At 66.0% G+C, this 22,516-nt stretch carries 21 protein-coding genes and 1 pseudogene; 10 read left to right on the top strand and 12 right to left on the bottom strand.

The window, feature by feature from the left end; all coding sequences use genetic code 11:
- The first annotated feature begins 121 nt into the window (after positions 1–121).
- Positions 122–265, top strand: a complete 144-nt coding sequence (locus tag B208_RS23995; protein WP_018129093.1) for a rubrerythrin-like domain-containing protein — start codon at positions 122–124, stop codon at positions 263–265.
- Positions 266–272: 7 nt separating this feature from the next.
- On the top strand, positions 273–1,568 hold the full coding sequence (gdhB, locus tag B208_RS0120255; RefSeq protein WP_007978078.1) for a glutamate dehydrogenase GdhB: 1,296 nt from the start codon (positions 273–275) through the stop codon (positions 1,566–1,568).
- Positions 1,569–1,638: 70 nt separating this feature from the next.
- Here the strand turns inward: gdhB and B208_RS0120260 are convergent, their stop codons facing one another.
- Entirely contained in the window at positions 1,639–2,646 is a 1,008-nt protein-coding gene (locus tag B208_RS0120260) for an LLM class flavin-dependent oxidoreductase (RefSeq protein ID WP_007978076.1), read from the bottom strand.
- A gap of 116 nt (positions 2,647–2,762) precedes the next feature.
- Between B208_RS0120260 and B208_RS24990 the strand changes: the two genes are divergently transcribed.
- Positions 2,763–2,891: a hypothetical protein gene (locus B208_RS24990; protein ID WP_007978074.1), complete on the top strand. Its 129-nt coding sequence runs from the start codon at positions 2,763–2,765 to the stop codon at positions 2,889–2,891.
- A gap of 27 nt (positions 2,892–2,918) precedes the next feature.
- Here B208_RS24990 and B208_RS0120270 read toward each other — a convergent pair whose 3' ends face one another.
- Positions 2,919–5,900 (bottom strand): FAD-binding and (Fe-S)-binding domain-containing protein, encoded by a 2,982-nt coding sequence (locus tag B208_RS0120270; protein WP_007978072.1) that lies wholly within the window; start codon positions 5,898–5,900, stop codon positions 2,919–2,921.
- Positions 5,901–6,267: 367 nt separating this feature from the next.
- Here B208_RS0120270 and B208_RS0120275 point away from each other — a divergent pair, with 367 nt between their 5' ends.
- Positions 6,268–6,567, top strand: a complete 300-nt coding sequence (locus tag B208_RS0120275; RefSeq protein WP_007978070.1) for a PadR family transcriptional regulator — start codon at positions 6,268–6,270, stop codon at positions 6,565–6,567.
- Here the strand turns inward: B208_RS0120275 and B208_RS0120280 are convergent.
- From B208_RS0120280 to B208_RS0120295, 4 genes are read right to left on the bottom strand one after another with little or no spacing between them, the layout of a single operon-like run.
- Complete coding sequence (locus tag B208_RS0120280) at positions 6,564–7,211, bottom strand: helix-turn-helix domain-containing protein (protein WP_232423891.1); 648 nt, start codon at positions 7,209–7,211, stop codon at positions 6,564–6,566. The two genes, B208_RS0120275 and B208_RS0120280, sit on opposite strands and share 4 nt — an antisense overlap.
- 54 nt (positions 7,212–7,265) lie before the next feature.
- Positions 7,266–7,652 (bottom strand): hypothetical protein, encoded by a 387-nt coding sequence (locus B208_RS0120285; RefSeq protein WP_007978064.1) that lies wholly within the window; start codon positions 7,650–7,652, stop codon positions 7,266–7,268.
- A gap of 39 nt (positions 7,653–7,691) precedes the next feature.
- The gene (locus B208_RS0120290; RefSeq protein WP_007978063.1) at positions 7,692–8,387 is read right to left on the bottom strand and encodes a DUF7530 family protein; all 696 of its coding nucleotides are present in this window, start codon (positions 8,385–8,387) and stop codon (positions 7,692–7,694) included.
- Positions 8,384–9,262 (bottom strand): NAD(P)H-binding protein, encoded by an 879-nt coding sequence (locus tag B208_RS0120295; RefSeq protein WP_007978062.1) that lies wholly within the window; start codon positions 9,260–9,262, stop codon positions 8,384–8,386. The genes B208_RS0120290 and B208_RS0120295 overlap by 4 nt, the downstream gene beginning before the upstream one ends.
- A gap of 81 nt (positions 9,263–9,343) precedes the next feature.
- On the opposite strand from B208_RS0120295, the pseudogene B208_RS25065 reads away from it, so the two are divergent.
- From B208_RS25065 to thrC, 5 genes and pseudogenes are all read left to right on the top strand, one after another.
- A pseudogene (locus B208_RS25065) lies at positions 9,344–9,520 on the top strand (DUF456 domain-containing protein); the annotation flags it as partial.
- 125 nt (positions 9,521–9,645) lie between these two features.
- Positions 9,646–9,822 (top strand): hypothetical protein, encoded by a 177-nt coding sequence (locus tag B208_RS25070; RefSeq protein WP_018129098.1) that lies wholly within the window; start codon positions 9,646–9,648, stop codon positions 9,820–9,822.
- 165 nt (positions 9,823–9,987) lie between these two features.
- A complete protein-coding gene (locus tag B208_RS0120305; RefSeq protein WP_007978060.1) occupies positions 9,988–10,269 on the top strand; it encodes a DUF7521 family protein in 282 nt (93 codons plus the stop codon).
- A 52-nt stretch (positions 10,270–10,321) separates the two neighbouring features.
- Positions 10,322–11,083, top strand: coding sequence for an HpcH/HpaI aldolase family protein (locus B208_RS0120310; protein ID WP_007978059.1), 762 nt, complete (start codon positions 10,322–10,324; stop codon positions 11,081–11,083).
- On the top strand, positions 11,080–12,324 hold the full coding sequence (gene thrC / locus B208_RS0120315) for a threonine synthase (RefSeq protein WP_007978058.1): 1,245 nt from the start codon (positions 11,080–11,082) through the stop codon (positions 12,322–12,324). The genes B208_RS0120310 and thrC overlap by 4 nt, the downstream gene beginning before the upstream one ends.
- A gap of 447 nt (positions 12,325–12,771) precedes the next feature.
- Here the strand turns inward: thrC and B208_RS0120325 are convergent, their stop codons facing one another.
- From B208_RS0120325 to B208_RS0120345, 5 genes are all read right to left on the bottom strand, one after another.
- A complete protein-coding gene (locus tag B208_RS0120325) occupies positions 12,772–13,077 on the bottom strand; it encodes a CDGSH iron-sulfur domain-containing protein (RefSeq protein WP_007978056.1) in 306 nt (101 codons plus the stop codon).
- Positions 13,078–13,120: 43 nt separating this feature from the next.
- Positions 13,121–14,935 carry a DEAD/DEAH box helicase gene (locus B208_RS0120330; RefSeq protein WP_018129099.1) on the bottom strand — a complete coding sequence of 605 codons (1,815 nt, stop codon included), beginning with the start codon at positions 14,933–14,935 and terminating at the stop codon, positions 13,121–13,123.
- Between the two features lie 33 nt (positions 14,936–14,968).
- Complete coding sequence (locus tag B208_RS0120335) at positions 14,969–16,303, bottom strand: oxidoreductase (protein ID WP_026177978.1); 1,335 nt, start codon at positions 16,301–16,303, stop codon at positions 14,969–14,971.
- A 136-nt stretch (positions 16,304–16,439) separates the two neighbouring features.
- The gene (locus B208_RS0120340) at positions 16,440–16,859 is read right to left on the bottom strand and encodes a DoxX family protein (RefSeq protein WP_007982101.1); all 420 of its coding nucleotides are present in this window, start codon (positions 16,857–16,859) and stop codon (positions 16,440–16,442) included.
- A gap of 104 nt (positions 16,860–16,963) precedes the next feature.
- Positions 16,964–17,521 (bottom strand): thioredoxin family protein, encoded by a 558-nt coding sequence (locus B208_RS0120345; protein WP_026177979.1) that lies wholly within the window; start codon positions 17,519–17,521, stop codon positions 16,964–16,966.
- A gap of 188 nt (positions 17,522–17,709) precedes the next feature.
- On the opposite strand from B208_RS0120345, the gene B208_RS0120350 reads away from it, so the two are divergent.
- Positions 17,710–19,323 (top strand): right-handed parallel beta-helix repeat-containing protein, encoded by a 1,614-nt coding sequence (locus B208_RS0120350; RefSeq protein WP_007982103.1) that lies wholly within the window; start codon positions 17,710–17,712, stop codon positions 19,321–19,323.
- Here the strand turns inward: B208_RS0120350 and B208_RS0120355 are convergent.
- Positions 19,278–22,451 carry a glucodextranase DOMON-like domain-containing protein gene (locus B208_RS0120355; protein WP_007982104.1) on the bottom strand — a complete coding sequence of 1,058 codons (3,174 nt, stop codon included), beginning with the start codon at positions 22,449–22,451 and terminating at the stop codon, positions 19,278–19,280. The two genes, B208_RS0120350 and B208_RS0120355, sit on opposite strands and share 46 nt — an antisense overlap.
- Between the last annotated feature and the right edge of the window lie 65 nt (positions 22,452–22,516).

Consider the following 22,516-nt stretch of genomic DNA (forward strand, 5'->3'; position numbering starts at 1 on the left):
CCCCAACTGCTTCTTTATCCAACATCCAATTACTTGCACGCGTCGCAAAAATTGCGGTACGTGGCGGCGACCTGTCGGTGCCAACCGAGCAGCGCGTCGTCGCCGATTGGAGGAATTTCCGATGCGAGATATAACCCCCGACCCGACGACGGAATCGCAGTACGAGTGTCCGCGGTGTGGTACCATCGTGACCGCGACCTACCACCCCGGAGCGTGTGACGAGTGCGACGTTCACCTCCGCAATCGAGGGACGCCCCTCGAATAACCCATCGATGGCATCCAACGTAAATTCGCGCCCGGAACCGGCGGACGAACCGGGCGACGGACCCGTGGAATCGGCGCTCGACACCGCACGGCGACAGTTGACCCGAGCGGCGGCCGGGACCGACATCGACCCGAACATCGTCGAGCGCTTGCGCCATCCGACCCACGTTCACCGCGTCACCGTCCCGTTGAAGCGAGACGACGGGTCGGTCGAGGTGTTCACCGGTTACCGCGCGCAACACGACAGCGTTCGGGGGCCGTACAAGGGTGGCCTCCGGTATCACCCCGGCGTGACCGAGGAGGAGTGTATCGGCCTCTCGATGTGGATGACGTGGAAGTGCGCCGTCATGGACATCCCGTTCGGCGGCGCGAAGGGCGGCCTCGTCGTCAATCCGAAACGACTCTCGGACTCCGAGCGCGAACGTCTGACGCGGCGGTTCGCACAGGAACTGCGCGATACGGTCGGGCCGAACAGCGACATTCCGGCCCCCGATATGGGAACCGACTCCCAGACGATGGCGTGGTTCATGGACGCCTACTCGATGCAGGAGGGCGAGACCCAACCCGGCGTCGTCACGGGGAAACCGCCGGTCGTCGGCGGTTCGTTCGGCCGCGAGGAAGCGCCGGGTCGTTCGGTCGCGCTCGTCACCCGCGAGGCGTGTGACTACTACGACTTCGGACTCGACGGAACGACCGTCGCGGTACAGGGGTTCGGGAGCGTCGGCGCGAACGCCGCCCGCCTCCTCGACGAATGGGGGGCGACCGTCGTCGCCGTCTCCGACGTGAACGGCGCGGCGTACGACCCCGACGGCATCGAGACGGCGGCGGTTCCGTCCCACGAGGAGGAACCCGAGGCCGTCACCCGGTACGCCGACGACTGCATCAGCAACGAGGACCTGCTCACGCTCGACGTGGACGTGCTCGTTCCCGCCGCCGTCGGCAACGCCCTCACCGGTGCGAACGCGGACGACGTACGGGCCTCGCTCGTGGTCGAGGGTGCGAACGGTCCCACGACCGCCTCCGCTGACGCCATCCTCGCGGAGCGGGACGTCCCGGTAATCCCGGACATCCTCGCCAACGCGGGCGGCGTGACCGTCTCGTACTTCGAGTGGCTACAGGACATCAACCGTCGGCAGTGGTCGCTGGAGCGCGTGAACGACGAACTCGAAGCCGGGATGCTCGACGCGTGGAACGACGTGCGCGAGGAAGTCGAAGACCGCGACGTGACGTGGCGCGACGCCGCGTACGTCGTCGCCCTTTCGCGTATTGGCGAAGCCCATCGGGTTCGGGGTCTCTGGCCCTGACGGCCGACTCCTCCCGACCGAACGGAGAACAACGGAAACGACGGGGGTAGGCGGCCGGTTTTTCCCTCTCTTATTCTCGGACCAGCGGTGCAACCTCGTCCCCGAGTCGTTCCACGCACTCGACCATCGCGTCGGTGCCGATGCCGGGGTGGTAGGTGCGGAAGATGAAGTGAACGTCGTCGCCCAGCGCGTCGCGGTACTCGTTCAACTCCTCGGCCACCTGTTCGGGCGTGCCGAAGATGGCCTGTTCTTTCAGCTCCGATTTCCGCTCCGCGTCCAGTTCGTCCACCGATTCGCCGGAGAAGATTTCGGCGTAACGGCGCTGGATGTAGAAGTACCCGGGTTTCATCGCTTCCCACGCCTCTTCCTTGGAATCGGCGACGAAGCCGTGCTGGAGGACGTACACTTCGAAGTCGCCCTCGATTCCTTCCTTCTCCCGAACGCGCTCGATGTCCTCCTTGCGCTTGCGGACGCCCTCGACGGAGAGGGCGGAGGGCGCACACCACGCGTCGGCGACGCGGGCCGCGCGTCTCACGGCGGGTTTGACCGACCCGCCGAACATGATCGGAATCTTCGATTCGGGTTTCGGCGTCACGCTCACGTCGGGGGACACGTCGTGGAACTCGGCGTCGTAGTCGAGCGGACCGTCGGACCACGAGGCGCGGAGGAGGTCGGTCAGGTCGGTCATGCGCTCCACGCGCTCCTCGCGGGGGACGCCGAACGATTCGAACTCGCGTGGGTTCGACCCGATGGCGAGTCCCATCGTCAGTCGGCCGTCGGCGAGCAGGTCCACCGTCGCGGCGTCCTCGGCGAGCCGAACCCCGTCGTAGAGCGGGGCGAGCGCGATACAGGTACCGAGTTCGACGGTTTCGGTGCGGGCGGCCAGCGCCGCGAGCGAGGGCATGGTGGCCGAGAGGTAGCCGTCCTCGGCGAAGTGGTGTTCCGACACCCACATGCTGTCGAGGCCGGAGTCGTCGATAGCCTCCCCGAGTTCGAGCATTTCGTCGTAAATCTCGGTCATCGAACGGTCGTCGTCCGGTCGTCGCTGGCAGGTGAACAGCCCCGTCCCGAGTTTCATGCCCGGGAAATCGAACGGCGACACCTTAACGGTTTATAAGCACGGATTCGAACACTTCCGAATGCTCGACGTTCCTCACCGCAAAACTTTTTCCCACGAGTTTGAATGTCGTAACTATGGATGGTCCACTCACCAGTTCCGGCCCGAAGAAGCCGGATCGCTCGATACTGAACGCGTTCAAGCCGGTGATGGTGTTGCTCGCGTTGCTCGTCCTGTTCTTCGCCGCGATGTACTTCCTCGGCTGAAATCGATAGTGGAGGCGGAGAACCGTGTCAGCGCGTCGCGCTCCCCGGAGGGAGCGCCTCCGCGACCTTCTCGATGGGGTGCGGTGGGCGCGCCTCGTTGCCTTCGAGTTGCGTGCGACAGGACGCGCCGGGCGCGACGACGGTTTCCGCGTCGCTCTCTTCCACCTGCTCGAACAGGATTCGACCGATGGCTTGCGAGAGGTCGTACTGTTCTTCTCGATAGCCGAAACTCCCCGCCATGCCACAGCACCCGCTCTCCAGCGGGTCCACCGCGTACCCCGCCCGGCGGAGCACGCCCACCGCGTGGTGGTCGCGCCCGAGCGCCTTCTGGTTGCAGTGGCCGTGGTAGGCGAGCGATTCCGTCACTTCGCGGAACTCGATGCCGTCGTCCAATCGCTCGCGGTCGATGAACTCGCAGACGCCGAAGGTGTTCGCGGCGACTTTCTCGACGGCGGACCCCGACACGAGGTCCCGATATTCGTCCTGCACCATCACCGCGTCCGAGGGTTCCACGAAGACGACCGACCACCCCTCAGAAACGGCCGGTTCGAGCGCCGAGACGTTTTTCTCCGCGTTCTCTTTCGCCGTATCGAGGAAGCCCTCGGAGTAGGCCGCCCGCCCGCTCGGCGCGAGGTTCGAGGGAACTTGCACGTGGACGCCCGCCGCTTCGAGGACGCGAACCGCGGCCTTGCCGGGTGCCGGATAGCTGTAGTTCGTGAATGTGTCGGGAACGAGGACGACGTGCTCCGTGGCGATGTCCTTCGGAACGCGAGGGCCGCGCGCCTCGAACCACTCTTCCAACGACTCCCTGCTGAAGGTCGGGAGGTCTCGTTCGGGCGCGATGCCGAGGAGTTTCTCGGCGATGACGTCCGACCCCGGCAACCGCGTCGCCCAGTTCGACACCGGGGCGAGCGCGCTTCCGAGCGCCGAGATTCTGTCCACGTTGGCGAAAAATCGGTCCCGACGGCTCGGCCCGCGCTCCTCGTGGTGGGCGTGTTTCACCTCCGCTTTCAGCTTCGCCAAATCGACGCCCGTCGGACAGTCGCGGGCACAGCCCTTACAGCCCAGACAGAGGTCGAGCACCTCCTCCTGAAACCGGTCGGTGTACAGTTCTTCGGTCGGAATCTCGCCGCTGATGGCGGCGCGGAGCATGTTCGCTCGCCCCCGCGTGGTCGCCATCTCGTCCTTCATGCCGCGGTACGACGGACACATCGTTTCGCTCCCGGTCTGGCGGCAGGTGCCACAGCCGTTACACAGTTCCACGAGGTGCGAGAAGCCGCCCTCGTCGGAGAAGTCCTGCACCGTCGTCGGTTCGAGCGAGGAGTACTCGGGACCGTATCGGAGGTGCTCGCGCATGTCCGCGCCGTCCTCGTCGCGGAACACGACGGTTCCGGGGTTCAATCGCCAGTCCGGGTCGAACGCCGTCTTCAGCTCCTGAAACGCCGACCACAGTTGCGGGCCGTACATCTTCGGGTTGAACTCGGTTCGAGCTAATCCGTCCCCGTGTTCGCCCGAGAAGGACCCGTGGTGGTCGAGGACGAGCGAGGTCACATCGTCGGCGATGGAGTGCATCGTCTCGATGCCCTCGGCGTCCTTCAGGTTCAGAATCGGGCGGATGTGCAGCGTCCCGCTTCCGGCGTGGGCGAAGTAGGCCGCCGAGGTGTCGTGATTTTCGAGCACGTCCATGAACTCGCGCACGTACTCGGCGAGTTCCTCCGGCGGTACGGAGGCGTCCTCGATGAAGGGGTAGGGCTTCGGGTCGCCTTCCATGCTCATCAACAGCGGAATCGCCGCCTTCCGGAGCTTCCAGAGGTCGGCTTGCTCGTCTTCGGTGTAGGCTTCGAGGACGTCGAACGCCTCGCCCGCGTGGACGAAGTGGGCGTTCGTCTCCGCGATGGCGTCCTCGAAGTCGTCGCAAATCTCACCGTCGAACTCCAACATGAGGGCCGCGGCGGCCTGCTCGGGAATCGGTTCCGCGTATGCGGCGAACTCCGACGAGTTGCGCGCCAGACGGAACACCTCGTCGTCCATCAACTCGACCGCGCTCACGTCGAACTCCAACGCCTCCGGAACCGCTTCCATCGCCGACACGAGGTCGTCGAAGCAGTAGAGCGCGAGCGCGGTTTCGTCGGGACGCGACACCAAATCCAACGTCGCGCGGACGACGACGCCCAAGGTCCCCTCCGCGCCGACGAACAGTTTCGAGAGGTTGATGTAGCGCGTCCCGTCCCGCTCGAAGACGACTTTGTGGAGGTTGTAGCCGCTGACGGAGCGCTTGAGCGTCGGATAGCGCGCTTCGATTTCGTCCTCGTTTTCCTCCACGAGTTCCCGGACGGTGCGGTACAGTTCGGCTTCGCGGTCGTCCTTCCCGACGATTTCGTCCCACTCCTCGCCGTCGAGTTCGACGTCGCGGGTGTGAATCAGCGACCCGTCCGCGAGCACGACGTCGAGCTCGGTGGTGTAGGCGTCCGTGATGCCGTAGCGGACCGAGTGCGCGCCGGTGGAGTTGTTGCCGATGCCGCCGCCGACGGTCGCTCGGTTGGAGGAGGCCGGGTCGGGGGCGAACTTCAGGTCCCACTGCGCGAGGTGGTCGTCCAAATCGTCCTGTACGACGCCGGGTTCGACGACCGCCCGTCGGCCGTCGGGGTCCACGTCGAGTATCGAATCCATGTGCCGTGAGAAGTCGAGCACGACACAGCCGGGACCGACGGTTTGCCCGGCGAGCGAGGAACCGGCACCGCGCGGGAGAACGGGCATGTCGTGGTCGGCGGCGACCCGGGCCGCGGCCCGGACGTCCTCGACGTCGGTCGGAAAGACGACGCCCGCCGGTTGCGCTTGATAGATGCTGCCGTCGGTCGAGTACAGCACGCGCGTGTATCGGTCGAACCTGACTTCTCCGTTGACCGCGGCGCGCAACTCGTCCGCGAGGGAGGGGTGGGCGTCCGGCGGTTCGTGTCCGAGAGCGGCACGGTACGTCTCGAAGTCGGGATGATCGTCCCGTATTGCCATGCGTGAGACAACCAGACACGTGGGCATAAATCCGGGGTTGAATCCATCGCATCGCCGGGTGTCTAAAACCGAAACCGCCGGGACGGACGTGTCGAGAAAACCGGACGGCGCGTCCCGTAACGTCCGATTTCGACCGACCGATCGCTTCGAGCGGTCCTTTTTTCGACGTGTCGCTTCTCGGGACGTGACGACCGGAGGAGTATCTATAGAGTTTGGGGAGAGGCCATTCACATAGATTTTCCAACAGATTTCGACACGAGAGTAGTCGATACGCCCTTTCAAAAAACCGCAAGCAAGCGTCGGGGTATGCTCGGGACGGCCATCACTCTTTTGTCTGTTGCATGATTCTGTAGGGATAGGGAGAACCATGCACGACCTGACTGGTTTCCAGCGGGACTTGCTGTACGTCATCGCTGGTCTGGACGAACCCCACGGCCTCGCCATCAAAGAAGAACTCGAAGCGTACTACGAGAAGGAGATTCATCACGGGCGACTGTATCCGAATCTCGACTCCCTCGTGGACAAAGGGTTGGTGGAGAAGGGACAGCGAGACCGTCGAACGAACTACTACACGCTCACCCGGAGGGGTGCGCGTGAAATCGAAGCGCGCCGTGAGTGGGAAGAAGACTACGTCGGGGCGGATCTCAGTCAGACACAGACCGCTTAAGGGGAGAGGGCGGTGCCGAGAACCGCGGCGTTCAGCGCTCTGATGTGAGCGAAGACAGAACTCGATTCGTTTATTTTGTAGCCGCTACCGGAGTCCGTGAGCACGCCGAGTTCCTCCAGCGGGTCAACGTGCATCCACACCGATTTTCGGGACAACCCCACGCGTTCGTGGAGGTCGTCCTGCGTGAACTCTTCCGTCTCGTCCACGGCGAGGAGCGCGTCCAATAGCAGGCGAACCGCTTCCGGCTGCGTGAGGTCGCGGAAGCCGTCGGACGCGCCCCGCTCGTCCGCCGCGCTTCGTAACTGTCCGACGGCGTTCGCGACGACGCTTTCCGAGTTCGGTCGATACGTCTCGTCGTCCTCGCGGAATACGCGAAGCGCAACGAGGTCCTCCAAACTTCGCTCGACGTCTTCGAGGTCCCGGTCGAGTTCGTGCGCGAGGTCCTCCACTTGCCACTCGCCGCCGGTCGCCGCGGCGAGTCGAACCAGCTCGCGGGTCGACGGGTCACGGGTCAAAAAGAGCCAGCCGGACGGGTAGGACGCCCGTGCCGCTCGAATTCCTTCTTCGTCCGCGAGCGCCAACATCTCGTCTCGATTGTGGGTCGTACGGAGGGTCCAATCGCGGGAGTCTACATGGAGCGCCATTAGATTACGTTCCCCCGCCGATGGTATATAATGGTTGTACTCCGTTTCGATTTGTCAGTTCGGGTTCGACTCGCACGAGACGCTCCACGAGCAGTCCGAACACGCCGTTAGTCGATGATAGAGCGTCTGTAACCCCGACGAACGCGTGTCAGGGAGAATGTGTAGCTCGACTGACCCGTATCGAACGACGACGCGAAACGTGGTGTCGTGTTCGCGGTCGCGCACGAGATACATCGGAACGGGGAGGTCGAACCAGTCGCCGTAGGTGTACGACTCCCCGTCGAGCACGCGCTCGACGAGGTTCACGAGGTCGTTCTCGGAGGGGTCCGAACTCGGCGAGAGGCGAAACAGCGTCTCCCCCTCGTAGCGGACGCCGCCCTGCCGCGGATACGTCCGTCGCGGCCGGTGCGGAATCGAGAACGACGGGTCACTGTCGGACATGGCTTGGGAACCTGTACCAACGGATTATGCCACCATCCGTTAAATAGTTGAGCCACGGGTGCGGATAAAAATCGCGCTCCCCGAGACGCAGAGCACCGCGACGACGTGGCCGACCAGCGCGAACACCAGCAGGTCGTAGCCCCGGACGAACGGCACGAGGACGAGTTGCAACAGGGCGAAGCAGATGACGAAGGCGTCCACGCGGCGGAGACTTCGCCGCGTCGCTCCCTCCGTCGGATGCCGGAACGCGACCCAGAAGCCGATGACGCTCGCCCACCACGCGGTGCCGATGCGATAGCACACGTCCCACAGGACGAGCAGCGTGAGGAACACCGCTGGTATCGGCGGGGCGGTTCCCAACAGCGATTCGAGGAGCGGCGCGCCCGTCCGCGGGGTGTACACCAGCAGGTACGTTATCAACGCGACGTACGCGATGACGCCGAGCACCACCTCGATGCTCGACCCGAACAGCAGCTTTCGGTACGCCGTCGGCATCGACAGGTCCCGCACTCGGCGGCCGATGAGGAGCATCAGCGCGCTTCCGGCGGTGGCGACGACGATGGCCGCGGTTCCCGCCGGGACGGCGTGCCAGAGGTCGTATCGCCACGCGAGGAGCAACATGACCCCTTCGAAGAGGACGAACTGTATCGTGAGCGCGAGCCAATCGGGAAACGTGACGCCCGGAATCGCGTCCACGATGCTCTCGTACGTCCATCGATAGACGGGGCGATTCATGCGATGGCGCGCCGAACGGCGTCGTCGAACGACGTCAACTCGATGGGGACGAGCGAGCGGATTCGGTCGTCCTCCACGACGGTTCGCGTCTTCAAGCCGAGGATGAGCGGATGGGCAACCTCCTTCGGCACGTCCGTCACGAGGTCGACCCAGTAGGCCGAGAGCTTCGGGGTGAGGACTGGAACGGGAATCATGGTGGACTGCTTGCCGAGCAGGTCGCCCGTCCGAATCACCATCTCGCCGTAGGTGAGGACGTCCGGGCCACCGATTTCGAACGTCTTTCCGGCCGTCTCGGGCGCGTCGAGGACGCCGACGAGGTAGGCCACCACGTCGTCGATGGCGATGGGTTGGCAGTCGGTCCCGACCCACCGCGGCGTTATCATCAGGGGAAGGCGCTCCGACAGCTGTCGAACCATGCGAAAGCTGGCGCTGTCGCCCCCCACGACGATGGCCGCCCGGAGGACGGTCAGGTCGTAGGGACCGGTGCCGAGGATGTACTCCACCTCGCGGCGCGATTTGAGGTGGTCGGAGAGGGTGACTCGCTCTCCCCCGAGTCCGGAGAGGTAGACGACGCGGGAGGGGTCCCCCTCGCGTGCCGCGGAAACGAAGTTCCGCGCGGTGACCCGGTCGTGGGCCATGAAGTCCTCGCTCTCGCCCATGGAGTGGACGAGGTAGTACGCGACGTCCACGCCCTCGAAGATTCCTTGCAGGCTCTCCCGGTCGTTCAGGTCGCCTTCGACGACCGAGACGCCCTCCGGCGGGTCGTACGTCGATGCGTCCCGCGTCATCGCCACGACCTCCTCACCGCGCTCGACGAGTGCGGGGACGAGGTGGCGGCCGACGAACCCGGTTGCGCCGGCGACGAGTACCGTCATCGTTCGTATCTCCGGTCGCTAGCGTTCAAAAGCTATCGGGCAACCTGAAGGGTTATGGCTCGTAACCGCCTTCCCTTCCACATGGATTGGCCCTTCCTCCTCGCCCTCGCGCTCCTGCTGGGCGGCGTCCTCGGCAGCGTCGTCCCGCTCCTGCCGGGCGTCCCGCTCTCGCTCGCGGGCATCTACGCCTACTGGTGGGGGACGGGGTTCGGGGACCCCGGTCTTCCCTTCGTGGCCATCGCAACGGTCCTCGGGGTCGCCGCGGTCGTCGCCGAGTACGCCGGGAGCGCGATTTCCGCCCGAGCGAGCGGTGGTTCGGTCTGTCGGCCGCCGTCGCGGGCGTCGTCGGCGTCGTCGCACTGTTCACGACGGGACCGCTGGGGATGCTCGTCGCCGTCGCCCTTGCCACGTTCGCCGTCGAACTGGCCCGAACCCGCGATGCGGGAAGAGGGGCCAAGACGGCCACCTTCGCCATCGTCGGCCTGTTGGCGTCGGCGGTGTTCCAACTCGTCGTGACGGGAACGCTACTCGTCGGATTCCTCGCCGTCACGCTGTTCTGACGGACGGCGGTTCTTCACACTGTCAAATAAATTTTCAATCCCGCGTGGCCGGATTCGATTCCGAACCCGACGCGGTTCGTGCCGTCCGATTGATGGATTGCGATATGGCGTAATTTTAAATCAGTTGCCTGATTTGTAGTTCACGAAAATAGAAGGCGACACTCCATGCAAGCTATCGAAATCACGTATATCGTACTCAGCGTCGTTCTCGCCGCGACCGGTCTCACCATGGTCGGGTTAGCGATGCGCGCATACCAACAGACGTCCCGTCGGTCGATGCTCGTCCTCTCTATCGGGTTTTCCATCCTTGTCGCGGCGGCCATCGCCACCACGTTCAGCGCGTTTCTCACCGATTTCAACAACAGTCGGTTGCTCCTCACGGTGAACTACGGCGTCTCGACGGTCGGGTATCTCTTCGTCATCTACAGCGTGACCGGGGCGGATTGAGCGGATTTCCCCGACCCGGTGCTATTTTTCCCTCCCACCCGTCCTGCACCCCATGAGCGAACTGCCAACCGCCATCCGTGCGGGCGACGCCGCGGTCGGGTCGTGGATTTCCATCGGCCACCCGGCGGTCGCCGAGATGTGCGCCGAACTGGGCTTCGATTTCGTGGTCATCGACGCCGAACACACGGCCATGTCGCTCGAAACGGTCGAAACCCTCGCCCGCGCCGTGGACGCCGCGAGCGGGACCACCGAACCGCTCGTTCGCGTGGCGGACGACGACCCCGCGCGGCTCAAGCGCGTCCTCGATACCGGAGTCTCCGGCGTCATCGTTCCGATGGTCGAGACGGGGGCACAGGCCCGCGGAATCGCCGACGCGACGCGCTATCCGCCGGACGGAACCCGGGGCGTCGCCGGGTCGCGGGCGTCGCGGTACGGCCGCGACCTGGCCGACTACTTCGAGCGGGCGAACGACGAACGGCTCGTCGTGGCGCAAATCGAGACCGAGAGCGGCGTCGAACACGCCGCCGACATCGCGGCTGCGGACGGCATCGACGCGCTCTTCGTCGGCCCGGCGGACCTCTCCGCGTCGCTCGGACGGTTCGGCGACACGGAGTCGCTGGACACCGAAATTTCCGCTGTTCTGGACGCGGCTCACGACGCCGACGTTCCGGTCGGGAGCATCGCACTCGACCCCGAGGACGTCGAACGCTGGGTGAACGCCGGATTCGACTTTCAGGTCGTCGGCATCGACGCCGACTACCTGCTCGACGGCGCGAGTCGCGCCAAACGAACCTACGAGGACGCGATCCGATGACGGGGACGAAAACGCCGCCAACGCGGGTCTGCTATCGGTGCGGCCGGGAAGCCGCGACGGGTGCGCGCTGTTCGTGCGGCGAACCGCTCTGGTTGAAAATCGACGGAACGGATGGGGTTGACGCGACGGGCCGAGCGGACCGAACGGACGCGACGCGATTTTCGTGGCCGGAAACGTCCGGCTCGTCCATCTGGCGCTACCGCGACCTGCTCCCCGTCTCCCGCCCGCCGGGTATCGGGTCCGTCGTCGGCGGAACGCCGCTGTTTCGAACGCCGCGTCTCGACGACTACGCCGGGTGCGAACTCCGGGTCAAGGACGAGAGCGCGAACCCGACGGGCAGCTTCAAGGACCGCGGAAGCGCGGTCGGCGTCGCCCGAGCGCTCGACGCGGGCGACGACTGGGTGGGAACCGTTTCGCACGGCAACATGGCGATGAGCACGGCCGCGACGGCCGCCAGCGCGGGGCTGAACTGCCTCGTGCTCGTCCCCGACGACATCCCGACGGAGCGGCTGACCCACATCGCCCGGTACGACCCGACGCTGGTGCGCGTCGAGGGCGACTACGGTCGGCTGTACGACGTGAGTCTCGACCTACCGGGGGTCCGGTTCGTCAACTCCGATGCGCCGCTCAGGGTCGCGGGCCAGAAGACGACGGCGCTGGAAATCTGCGAGGCGTTCGCCGACGAGGGACGGACGCCCGACGCCATCGTCGCCCCCGTGAGTAGCGGCGGCCACGCCAGCGCCATCTGGAAGGCGGTGTGCGAACTCCGCGACGCGAACCTGCTCAATGCCGAGTCGCTCCCCCGACTCTACTTCGTCCAAGCCGCCGCGTGCGACCCGATAGCAGAAGCGTTCCGGAACGGGGCGGACCGCGTGACGCCCGTCGATGGCGGCGAAACGGTGGCGTACTCCATCGCCAATGCTTCCCCGCCGAGCGGAAACCGGGTTCTCGCCGCGGTTCGTGACACCGGCGGGGCCGTGCTCTCGGTGGCGGACGACGCCATCCTCGACGCGAAACGACAACTCGCGCGCCGCGCCGGTCTCTGCGTCGAACCGGCTTCGGCGACGACGCTGGCGGGAATCCGTCACCTTTCGACCGCGGGCAAAATCGACCCCGAAGAATCAGTCGTCGCCATCGCGACCGGCACCGGGTTTCGGGAACGCTCCCCGCTCGCCGAGACCCCCGAATCGGTGCCGATAGGCGACCTCCCGGAGCGCGTCGCGTCCTTGGTATCCGGGTAGCACTTCGCGAGGATGGTTTCCGTTTCGACGGTCGCTCCGTTGACCATCACTTCGACGCTCGTGAACACGATGCCGTTCCCGTACGGTTCGACCGTCTTCCCGCGCATGGGGCCGACGAGCGCCTTGCCTCGCTTTCCCGTGACGGTATCCTCGTAGAAGATAACGAGGTCGTACTGCACCCGCTCGGGTTCGACCGTGACGGTCACGTTCCGACACGTGTACTCGATGTCGGCAGTCACGCCGACCGCTTGGACCGCTGGGGGCTCCGTCGCTCCCGGTTCGCCTCCTCCCGAAGCGACTCCGCTACCCCCGACAATCGCGGCGGCGATGACGACCGCGACGACCGCACCCGCCAGTATTCCCCTCATCTTCCTCCCCTCGTCTCCCCGAGACGCATACCTTCGGGACGCGGGCGATTCGGTTAGGCGTTGTTGCCGACGCGGCGCGTCAGTCGCCGTTGTCGTCCCCGTAGTCGCGGTTACCGTCCCCGCGGTCGTCGGTGCCGTTTCCGTGGTCGCCGCTCCCGTCCCCTTCCCGGTAGACGATTTTCTCGATTACCCGTCGCTTGCCGTCTTCGTACCGGTACACCGTTCCCTCCTCCTCGTCCCGCGTCGTTCGGTGTGTGCCGTCACAGAACGGATACTCCGCGGACAGGCCGCACCGGCAGACGGCGATATCGCCTTTCTCCTCGTCGATGTCGTCCTCGTCGAGTTTGAGCGGACTCCTCGCGTCGTGTCGCACTTCGCGGGCCATACCCCGACGTTGTGGCCGCCGTTACTTCACTCCCGTCGCCGAGTCAGTCGTCTTCCTCTCGCTCGTCCAGCACCGTCTCCTGAATTCGAATTCCCTTCGAAGCGAGATGGCGCAACTGCTGGCGGGCGAACTCCTCCTCGCGGGTGCCGCGCGTCGCCAGCACGTACATCCGAGCGCGTCCGGCGGGGCGCATGGTCCGCCCGGCGCGCTGTGCGCCCTGCCGCCGCGACCCGCCCAACCCGGACGCGACGATGGCGATTTCGGCGTCCGGGAGGTCGATTCCCTCGTCGCCGACGCGCGAAATGACCAAGGTGTCCTCCCGGCCGTCGCGGAACGCCTGCAGGTGGCGCTCGCGCTCCGCGTGGCGCATCTGGCCGCTTAGAAACGGCACGTCGAGGGCCTCCGCGATTCGGTCGCCCTGTTCGAGGTACTCCACGAACACCAGCGCCTTCGAGGTGGGGTGTTCGGCGAGCAGGAACCGAATCTCGTCCAGTTTCGCGGGGTTCGTCGCGGCGATTCGCCGCTTCCCGCGTCCGTCGGCGTTAGCGTACTCGCCGTGATAGGTCTCCTCGTCCCACCCGACGTACCGGATTTCCACCTCGGGTTCCGCGACGAATCCGGCCTCGAACAGCGCGTCCCAGTCGGTGCCGATGGGCGGGCCGATGAGCGTGAAAATGTCTTTCTCCTTGTCATCTTCCCGTACGGGCGTCGCTGACAATCCCAGTCGGTGCTTCGACTGCAGGTCCGCGCTCCGGCGGAACACCCGCGATGGGATGTGTTGACATTCATCGTATACGATGAGGCCCCACCGTCGCTGGTCGAACAGCTGGCGGTGGCGGTCCATTCCGGCGGTTTGGTAGGTCGCAATCGTCACCGGGCGGACGTTCTTCTCGCCGCCGTGGTACTCGCCGACCTGCTCCGGCGTGAGGCTGGTGCTGGCCAGCAGTTCGTCGCGCCACTGCCCGGCGAGTTCCCGTCCCGGAACCAGAATCAGGCTCTCGCCGGAGACAGCTTCGAGGACGCCCATCGCGGCCACCGTCTTCCCGCTCCCCGGCGGGCCGACGAGGACGCCGGATTTGAGATCGACGAACTCCTCGACCCACTCGCGCTGGTAGTCGCGCAAATCGAGGGCGCAGGTGATATCGAGGTCGTCCCCGGTTTCCAAGTCGCGTTCGTCCTGCACGGGGTAGCCCGCTTCGTAGAGGATTCGTTTGACTTCGGCCACCTTGTCCTCCGCGACCCAGCTCTCGTCGTCGGCGATGGGCGCGCGGAGGTGGTCCTCGCTCAACTTCTGTCGGGCGACGTTCCCCATCAGGTCGTCGCTCGCGGCTTCGAGGACGACGTAGCCGTCCTCGTGGGTGTAGAGGCGAAACTGCCGCGCGCGCTTCCACTGGGCCTCGATGAATCCCTCCAAATCCGGCGACGGCTCCGGGAGCACCTGCCGGACGGTCCGCATCAGGGTTTCCAGAGAATCGTACGGCGCGGACCAGATGTCCTCCTCCCGAACACGATAGCTGTAGCTCCCCGCCCGCGTCGTATCGTTGAGGTGGGCGAACTGCGAGAGCTGCGCCCGCGTGAACTGCGCCGGTTGGTCGGCGACGATTTCGCGGCGTTTCGGGAACACCACGATTCGCTCGCGGTCGGCGAGTCGTTCCCACTCGGTCGGGAACCAGACCACGGGGTCGTTCTCCACGTCTAGCCGCGCCACGTCGCGCTCCTCGGCGAGTCGCTCCAGCACGCGGTTGGCGTCCTCGTGCGAACAGTCGAGTGCGCGGGCGACCTCATCGGCGGTGAGCACCGGACGCCCCACGTCTTCGATGGCGTCGTAGAAGTCAGAAATCTCGTACTCGTCGGTCACTGTCCCTCGATTGGGTCCCCGACCGAATACCCGTTACGACTCCTCTCGGTCGGGGTTACCGGGGCGGTCGTAGGCACCCGATTCCCGGAGTTCTCCGCGCTTTGCGAGCACGCTGGGCGTTCGACAGACGCCGCGCGCCCCCGTCGCTTGCGGGACGGTGCAGTTGTTGCAATTTTCGCACGCGACGGCGGCGTTCGGGCTTTCGAGCAGTCGCGCCGGGAGCCGCGGCTCGGCGTAAAACGGTCGTCCCATTCCCACGGCGTCGCACGCGCCCTCGGCGAGCAGTCGGTCGATTTGGGCGCGGGTCCGAATCCCGCCCTCCGCCAGCACGGGCACCGACACGCGCGACGAGACGCGACGGGTGAACGGACGGTTCCACGCCGGGTCGAAGTCGTATTTCAGCGACTGGAGCCAGTTGAGCAGGGCGACGAGCGCGGCGCGCGGTTTGCTCCCGAACGCCTCCCCGTATCCGTCGCGGAACCGCTCGTCGCGCCACGCGCGGGCCGGGAACGCGCCGCGAACGATGCTCGCGTCCCAGAACACCGACGCCTGCACCGGGACGAGGGCGTCGAATCCCACGTCGGCCAACCGCTCGCAGATGCGGATTCCGTCGGCGAGCGAGAGGTGCCGCCGGACGAACGCGGGGGCGGTCGTTTCGGCGGGAACCTTGGTCACGACGGGAACGTCGGGGCCGACGCGCTCCCGAATCTCGTCGTACACCACTTCGAGGAACCTCGTCCGGGCCGCGAGCGACCCGCCGAACTCGTCGTCGCGGCGGTTGTAGAACGGCGAGAGGAACTGCTGGACGATACCCATGTTCGCCCCGGCGATGTGAATTCCGTCGTAGCCCGCTTCGACCGCGTATTCCGCCGAGCGGCCGAAATCGGCCGCGAGGTCGTACACCTCCGCTGTCGAGAGGACGTGCGGGTCGTAGTCGAGGAAGCCCACTCTGTCCAGCAATCGGAGGACGGCGGGCGGCCGCGAGACGGCCAACTGTCGCAACTCGGGGTTTTCGGCGCGGTAGCCCGCGTGCCACGTCTCCATGCTCCGCAACCCCCCGTGTTCGAGTTGGACGAAAATCCGACTCCCGTGGTCGTGCACCGCGTCCGTGAGTCGGGAGAGGCGCGAGACGAACGCGGGGTCGTGAACCCTGGTCATTCCCGGCGCGGCACACCCTCCCTCGCCGCGCACGATGGTCGCACCCTGACATATCAGCCCGACGCCCGACTCGGCGGCCGGTTCGAGTTCCCGAAGCAGGGTTTCCACCGAGTCTTCGCCGTTGCCTGCGCATTCGAGCAACGGGGCGCGATAGAGTCGGTTCGGAAGTTCGACGCCCCCGATTTCGAGCGGGTCTTCGAGGCGGGCCACGATGTGGTCCGATTCGTCGGATTCGCCCGTAAAGCTTTGCGGCACTCGGGTCCGCGGTCGGTGTACTCGTTCGAAAAGAGCGCCGTCGCGGCCGTCCGTCGCTCGCCGGTCAGTTCGTCGCGTGTCGCTCGGTTCGTTATTCGTCGGTCGATTTTTTCGCCTTCTCGGATTCCGCGACGCCGAGGAAGGCGAGTGCCGCGCCGAGCATGGCCGCGTTTTTGAGGAAGTGGTTCTCTTCGTTCTGTCGTTCCTGACCCTCTTGATTCCAGAAGTCGTGGGTGAACGGGGTGACGCCGACTAAGAAACTGATGGCGGCGCTGGCGGCGAGCGCCGGAAGTTTCCACAGGGTGATTCCGACGCCACCGACGAGGAGGAGCCAGTGGGATGCCACGACGGACGTTTCGGGCATCGGGACGCCCTTGGCTTCCGCGTAGCCCGCCTGCGCTTCGACGTTCCGGAGCCCGGAAATCCCCATGTACGTGAGAAGACCGCCGTAGATCACTCTGGCCAACCTGAACCCCGTCGATTTCGTCACCGTATCGCTTCCTTCTGCCATGGATACTACAACGACGAATTCTCACTTATAGCTGGTTCCCAAAATATTCGGTTACACTCACGTCGGGAAGTGACACGAGTGTTACCGCCTGCTCCTACTTTTCGTTATTTCCACTTGATGGAACAACCACGAGACGGCATGAACTCCAAGTCCACATCCTCGCCCGACAGCACGCTGTCGATGGCGTCGCGGATGTAGAACTCGGTCGCCTCCGCGTCGGGGTTCAGCGCGTCGTCCAGTCGGCCGTGGTAGGCCAGCGTGAACGTGTCTCCCTCGTTGCGGAGCAAGAACGGGTCCGGCGTGCAGACCGCGCCGTAGGCCTCCGCGACCTCTTGTGACTCGTCGCGGAGGTAGGCGTCGTACCCTATCGTCCCGTCTTCCACTCGCGATTGCATCGCCTCGAAGGAGTCGTCGGGGTACTCGTCGGCGTCGTTGGGGTTGATACCGACGATGGCCGCGTCGTCGTACTCGTCCGCGAGGTCGTTGAGCAGGTCGAACTTCGCCTGCGCGTAGGGACAGTGGTTGCAGGTGAACACCAGTAACACGGCGTCGTAGTCCGCGAAGTCGCCCAGCGTGTGATATTCTCTGTCCGTGCCGCGGAGTTCGAAGTTCGGAACGGGGTCGTCGCGTCCGATCTTCTCCTCTGACTCTTTCATTACCATATAGTATCATTTCCGCCGACCCCCAAAACACGTTCGCCCGACGCGGTTAGGGTTTCCCGGGTCGGTATTCGGCGTTACCCGCTCCGACCGACGTACTTTCGACGATACCCGGTTCTACCAACGTGCTTTCGCCGTTACGACGTCGCTTCCGGCGAATAACAAAGCACCGGCCGCTCGTGCCGGGGGACATGCGACCGTCACGCCCCGCGCGTTCGTCACGACTCGTTCGGTTGTTCGTTCTGCTGCTCGCCGTTTCGCTGGTCTGTGCGTCCGTTCCGGCGTTCGGCGACGCCCCCGACGCGTCGAGTACGTCCATCGACTCCTGTACGACGATTTCGACGCCCGGCCGCTACGTCCTCGCGTCCGACGTCCGAACCGAGACGGCGGAATCCTGCATCGACATCCGCGCCGACGACGTGACGCTCGACGGTCGCGGCCACGTCATCGACGGGCGCAAAACCGACCGACGGAGCGTCGGAAACAGCGGAAATACTGGTCTGTCCGTCCGCGACGCGCGGAACGTCACCGTTCGGAACTTGACGGCGACCGACTGGGAGGTCGGCGTCGGGTTCGCGGGGACGACCGACGGAACGCTTCGGGACGTTCGCGTCGTCGATAACGACCTGTCCGGCGTGCGACTTGCCGACGCGACCGGAACCGACCTGACGAACGTCACGGCGACGACCAACGTGAACCCGCAACGTCGGCCGTTCCCGGGGCCGTCGGAGTCCGCGGGAATCTTCGTCGCCGACAGCACCGACACGCGCGTCCTCGATGCGAACCTATCGCGCAACGTCGCCGGATTCGCGTCCGTCCGTTCGACCGGTTCCGTCGTCGTCGATAGCGTCGGGCAGTCGAACGAAGTCGGGTTCCTCCTCGGCGGGACGAACGGGACCGTCCGCGGGGGCGTGGCCGCCGGGAACAACGTCGCGTTCTTCGCCGACAACGCGAGCGCCAGCACGTTCGCCCGCTCGTTCGCCATCTCGAATCGCGTCGGGTTCGGGGTGGAAAACAGCACGAACGCCACCGTCGCCGACGTGAACGCCAGTTCGGGTCTGCTCGGCGTGAGCGTCGTTGAATCCCGACGGACCACGCTGGACAACGCCACGACGACCGACGAACTCGTCGGCGTCAACTTCCTGGACTCGACCGACGCGACGGTGACTGACAGCACCGTCACCGGAAGCGGGTTCGTCGGTGTCGGACTGGTCGGGACTTCTCGGGCCCGGATTTCGAACACGACGGTCGCACGCTCGGCGGGCAACGCCTCCATCCCCGGCGCGACGAGTTCGGGGTTCTATCTCAACGACTCCGCCGCCCGTCTCCGCGACGTGACGGCGACGAAAAACGAGAACTGGACCGTGTTCGCCGAACGCGGTTCGTCCCTCGACGCTCGGAACGTCTCGCTCGACGGCACGCGACTGTCCTTCTCGGGGCGGAACGTCGCCCTCGACTCGACCGACCGGCCGGAGGCTCCGCCGAATCGCGCGCCCGTCGGCCGGTCGGTCGTGGTCAGCGGAACGTCGTCCGACTCGACGCTCGACCTTCGAGTGGGATACGACCCCCGCGCCGTTGCGGCCGCTGGCGTGAACGAGACGACGCTTCGACTGTGGCGGTACGACGGCGACTGGTCGAGAGTCGCGGACAGTCGGGTGGTCCGCGACGATTCCGCCGTCACCGCCTCCCTCTCCCGCACGGACCGCTCGGTCGTCACCGCGCTCGGGGAGCGAAACGCGACCGAATCGGCGTCTGGTCGTTACAGCGACAGGTACGGAATCGTCGCCAGTTCGTCGGCGGAGTAGGCGAGCGCGTCCGACTGATTCACTCCCTCGGGCGTCACGAGGTCGATGACGTTCGGGTTCATCGAATCGTCGCGGCCGCCGCCGAAGGTGTAGCCGCCCGCCGTCGCGTTGACGGGGCGAATCCGTCCCGGACTGTAACCGTCCTGTCCGAGGAGGAGCGGCACGAGTTGCATGTCGGTCAAATCGCCGTCGAGGGTGGACTTCGGCAGTTCGAGCTTGACCGCATCGACCGACTCGTAGCCCGTTATCGTCACGTCGCGCGTGAGCTCGCTCCCGTCTCCCGCTTCGACGCGCGCCGGAACGAACCCTTCCGCGACGACGCGGTACTGGTACGGCGCTTCGAAGGTCGCGTTGACGCCCTCGCGGGCGTCCGTCGTCCCGCCCGAGGCGTCGGGGTCGCGGAGGTACACCTGAATCGTCTGCAAGGATAGCTCGTTGCCGCCCCACGGGTTCGTCAACTCGCCCGCGAGCCGGAGCAGGAACTGGTAGGCGTCGTCGGTTTCGTAGACGCCGAACGAGTCGATGTCGAACGCGCCGTCCACGAACTCGCCCGAGGTCGGGTAGGTGTAGGAACCCGGCCCCGCGTCGTCGCCCGCCGGGTCGTCCCACGTCGCAACCTCGTCGCCGACGTCGACGTACGCCACCGTCTTCCGGCGCACCGTCGTTCCCGTCTCCGCGAGGGAATCACCGTCGGTCGCGGCCGCGACCGTAATGCCGCTCTCGCCGTCGCCGACCTCGACGGCGACGCTGAACGCGCCGCCGTCGCGCACGATGGTCTGGCTCGGCGTCTTCACGACGACTGTCGCGCCGTCCGTTTCGACCGAGACCGTGACGGTCCGTCGCGTGACCGGCGACGACGGGAACTCGACCGAGAGGGCCGGTCCGTCCGGGACTTCGCCGTCCGCGTAGCGCCCCTCGACGAACGCGGGCGTCTCGACCGGCTTTCCGGCCTCGATGCCGTAGGCCAGTCGGACGAACTGCGCCATGCTCCACGACAGCGGGGTCGCGGAGCCGGTTCCTTCGCCGAACTCCCACCCGTAGGCGGTCGAATCGGGCCGGTCCCACACCTGCTCGGGAATCATCCGCCCCGAGTTGGCGAACCCGGCCATCGTCGTGAGCAACGATTCGGGGTCGTACTCGCGCTCACATCCCGCGAGGAGTTCGTACTCGCCCCGCTCGCCGGTGAAGATGGGCCAGAGGCGACCCTGCCCCTCGTTGTCGAGCGACCACGGGCCGCCCTCGCGGTAGTCGTCGCGCGCGTTTTCACCCTGCTCGCCGTAGCCGTCGTCGTTGTAGCGGTAGAACGCCGGACCGTGCGGCGTCTCGACCTCGATGGTGTCGTCCACGACGGCGAGCGAGTTCCGAATCGTCGGGTCGTCCCACGGCTTGACGCCGAGGCGGACGAGTTCGAGGAAGCCCGCGTCGATGACGTTCCGCTCGTCCAGCGTCGGCCCGCCGTTGTTGATGCTCCGCGGCGCGCCGTCGTCCGGGTCCGTGTCGTCGTTGATGCGGAAGTAGTACGGCGTCCGCGTGTGCTCATCGGTGCCCGTCGTCGTCGCCATCCACGCTTCCGTCTTCGCCTGCCAGCGGTCGGCCAGCGCGAGGTAGACGAGCGCGTCGGCGTCCTCGCCCTCCTCGTCGGCGATGGCCGCGGCGCAGGCGAGTCCGGCGATTTCGGCGGCCGTCGTGCTCGGCGAGTAGCCCGACTCCTCCTCCCAGCGTTCCTGTCCGGTGGCGGGTCCGTGACCGACGACGTAATCCGCCGAGAGGCGGACGTTCTCGTAGTCGTAGCTCACGTCGTCGAACCCGATGTCGTGGCGTTCGCGCAGTTGATACGCCATGATTTGGGGGAACGAGATGTTGTCCATCTGCTCGCCGCCCCAGCGCGTCCGGCCGTCGAGGAACGTGTTCTGCGGGAGAAAGCCCGCGTCGTCCTGCTGATACTCGTACAGGTACTCGACGGCGGCGACGGCGCTCTCCACGTCGCCCATGGCCGAGAGCGCGGTGAACGCCTGATAGAGGTCGCGCGACCAGACGAAGTTGTACCCGTAGTCGGACGGTTCGTTCGCAACTACGGCCTCGCCCCACGGGACGCTCGGACTGGCGACGCCCGCACCGCGGAACCGCTTCGACTCGGCGGCTTTCAGCGCCATCGCGCTGGCGTCGAACTGCCGTCGAAGCTCCTCGTCCCTTCGAACGCTTTTCGGGACTGTGACTCCTTTCAGGTACTCTCGCCACGACTTCGCGTAGCGCGCTCGGACCTTCCCGAACGGTGAGGAGAGTGCCGCCTTCGCCTCCTCGTACGCGCTCGTTTCGTCCGCGTTCTCGGCGAAGCCGAACGCGACGGTCGCGTTCACTCCGTCCGTCTTCCGTCCGAGTCGTCCGACGAGCGCGACGTTCCCGGCCGCCTCGTCGTAGCTCGTTTCGGCCGTTCCGTCTGTGAGCAGCGGCGAGAGGCTGTCGCCCCCTACGACGTCCACCGTCGTCCAGTCGAAGCCGCCGTCCGCGGCGAGCGCCCCGGCGACGTTGTAGGGGTTCCCGTCCGCGTCGAGGATGACCGCGTTCCCGTCGTTGTCGGTCGTGTCGTGGCCGGACAGGTAGGACTCGCCGCTGTCTGCCCTGGTGTGTGCAACGTCGCCCATCCCGCTGTTCGAGAACGCCGTGTCGGCGAGGGCGTACACGTCGTACTTCGCTCCGCCCCCGTCGAACTTCACGTCGGCGAGGAACGCGTCGCGGTCGGGATGCGCCGCGTACTCCACGACGAGTTTCCAATCCCGGCCGTCGGTCGCGGTTATCGTCTGCCGGAAGGAGAGCGAATCGTCGTCCGCCATCTCGGTCGTCCGCTCGACGCCCTCCTCCTCGTCGTCCAAGCGGGAGACGTTGAACGAGCGGGCGACGTAGCCGTCCGCCGGGTCTGCCACGACGAAATCGAGCGTTCGGAGGTTGATGTAGTCGATTCGCGGGAATCGCGCCTCGGTCAGCGCGCCCTCGGTGAGGGTGAACCAGACCCGCGAGGGGTCGTCGGAATCGTGGTCGGCGACGGTGCCGACGCCGTACTTCTCGCCCGTCGTCCAGTGGGCGTCGCTGCCGCCGGTCGGCCGCTCGCCCGCCGCGATGGGGGCAGTCATCGCCCCGGCCACACCTGCTCCCAAGAGTGCCAGCGCGCTCCGCCTCGTGATGTCGAATGTATTCT

Source organism: Haladaptatus paucihalophilus DX253, from assembly GCF_000376445.1.
In the GTDB taxonomy this organism is placed as follows: Archaea; Halobacteriota; Halobacteria; order Halobacteriales; family Haladaptataceae; genus Haladaptatus; species Haladaptatus paucihalophilus.

Excerpts from the sequence above, each read along its gene's own strand:
- B208_RS23995 (WP_018129093.1), top strand. The coding sequence starts at position 122 with ATGCGAGATATAACCCCCGACCCGACGACGGAATCGCAGTACGAGTGT.
- gdhB (WP_007978078.1), top strand. The coding sequence starts at position 273 with ATGGCATCCAACGTAAATTCGCGCCCGGAACCGGCGGACGAACCGGGC.
- B208_RS0120260 (WP_007978076.1), bottom strand. The coding sequence starts at position 2,646 with ATGAAACTCGGGACGGGGCTGTTCACCTGCCAGCGACGACCGGACGAC.
- B208_RS24990 (WP_007978074.1), top strand. The coding sequence starts at position 2,763 with ATGGATGGTCCACTCACCAGTTCCGGCCCGAAGAAGCCGGATCGCTCG.
- B208_RS0120270 (WP_007978072.1), bottom strand. The coding sequence starts at position 5,900 with ATGGCAATACGGGACGATCATCCCGACTTCGAGACGTACCGTGCCGCT.
- B208_RS0120275 (WP_007978070.1), top strand. The coding sequence starts at position 6,268 with ATGCACGACCTGACTGGTTTCCAGCGGGACTTGCTGTACGTCATCGCT.
- B208_RS0120280 (WP_232423891.1), bottom strand. The coding sequence starts at position 7,211 with ATGGCGCTCCATGTAGACTCCCGCGATTGGACCCTCCGTACGACCCAC.
- B208_RS0120285 (WP_007978064.1), bottom strand. The coding sequence starts at position 7,652 with ATGTCCGACAGTGACCCGTCGTTCTCGATTCCGCACCGGCCGCGACGG.
- B208_RS0120290 (WP_007978063.1), bottom strand. The coding sequence starts at position 8,387 with ATGAATCGCCCCGTCTATCGATGGACGTACGAGAGCATCGTGGACGCG.
- B208_RS0120295 (WP_007978062.1), bottom strand. The coding sequence starts at position 9,262 with ATGACGGTACTCGTCGCCGGCGCAACCGGGTTCGTCGGCCGCCACCTC.
- B208_RS25070 (WP_018129098.1), top strand. The coding sequence starts at position 9,646 with ATGCTCGTCGCCGTCGCCCTTGCCACGTTCGCCGTCGAACTGGCCCGA.
- B208_RS0120305 (WP_007978060.1), top strand. The coding sequence starts at position 9,988 with ATGCAAGCTATCGAAATCACGTATATCGTACTCAGCGTCGTTCTCGCC.
- B208_RS0120310 (WP_007978059.1), top strand. The coding sequence starts at position 10,322 with ATGAGCGAACTGCCAACCGCCATCCGTGCGGGCGACGCCGCGGTCGGG.
- thrC (WP_007978058.1), top strand. The coding sequence starts at position 11,080 with ATGACGGGGACGAAAACGCCGCCAACGCGGGTCTGCTATCGGTGCGGC.
- B208_RS0120325 (WP_007978056.1), bottom strand. The coding sequence starts at position 13,077 with ATGGCCCGCGAAGTGCGACACGACGCGAGGAGTCCGCTCAAACTCGAC.
- B208_RS0120340 (WP_007982101.1), bottom strand. The coding sequence starts at position 16,859 with ATGGCAGAAGGAAGCGATACGGTGACGAAATCGACGGGGTTCAGGTTG.
- B208_RS0120345 (WP_026177979.1), bottom strand. The coding sequence starts at position 17,521 with ATGGTAATGAAAGAGTCAGAGGAGAAGATCGGACGCGACGACCCCGTT.
- B208_RS0120350 (WP_007982103.1), top strand. The coding sequence starts at position 17,710 with ATGCGACCGTCACGCCCCGCGCGTTCGTCACGACTCGTTCGGTTGTTC.
- B208_RS0120355 (WP_007982104.1), bottom strand. The coding sequence starts at position 22,451 with ATGACTGCCCCCATCGCGGCGGGCGAGCGGCCGACCGGCGGCAGCGAC.